Raw genomic sequence first — 296 nt, 5'->3', positions numbered from 1 at the left:
AATCTCTGCAAGCCTAATATTCATAAGCGCAGTATTTGGACTTTCGCAATTAGCGCAGGCAAGTGAGTCGGCTGCCAGTCAGGCACCAATCGATAACGGCTCTATCGCCGCTCAATATGAGATAGGCGCGATGTATGCCGCAGGTGAAAAAGTGCCTCAAGATTATGCCAAAGCTGCTGAATGGTTTCATAAAGCTGCCGACCAAGGGGATGCAACAGCACAATGGAATCTAGGTATTTTCTATAATTCAGGTCTAGGAGTAGCCCAAGATAGTTTTAAAGCGTTCCGATGGTTTG

The 296-nt window shown here is 46.3% G+C and carries 1 protein-coding gene; it reads left to right on the top strand.

From position 1 onward, the window contains the following. Positions 1 to 296: tetratricopeptide repeat protein (locus BTV99_RS13125; RefSeq protein ID WP_143507247.1), on the top strand; the 296-nt coding region annotated here is incomplete at both ends.

Source organism: Psychrobacter sp. Rd 27.2, from assembly GCF_001921755.1.
Lineage (GTDB): Bacteria > Pseudomonadota > Gammaproteobacteria > Pseudomonadales > Moraxellaceae > Psychrobacter > Psychrobacter celer.
This window is presented reverse-complemented; position numbering and strand designations above follow the sequence as displayed.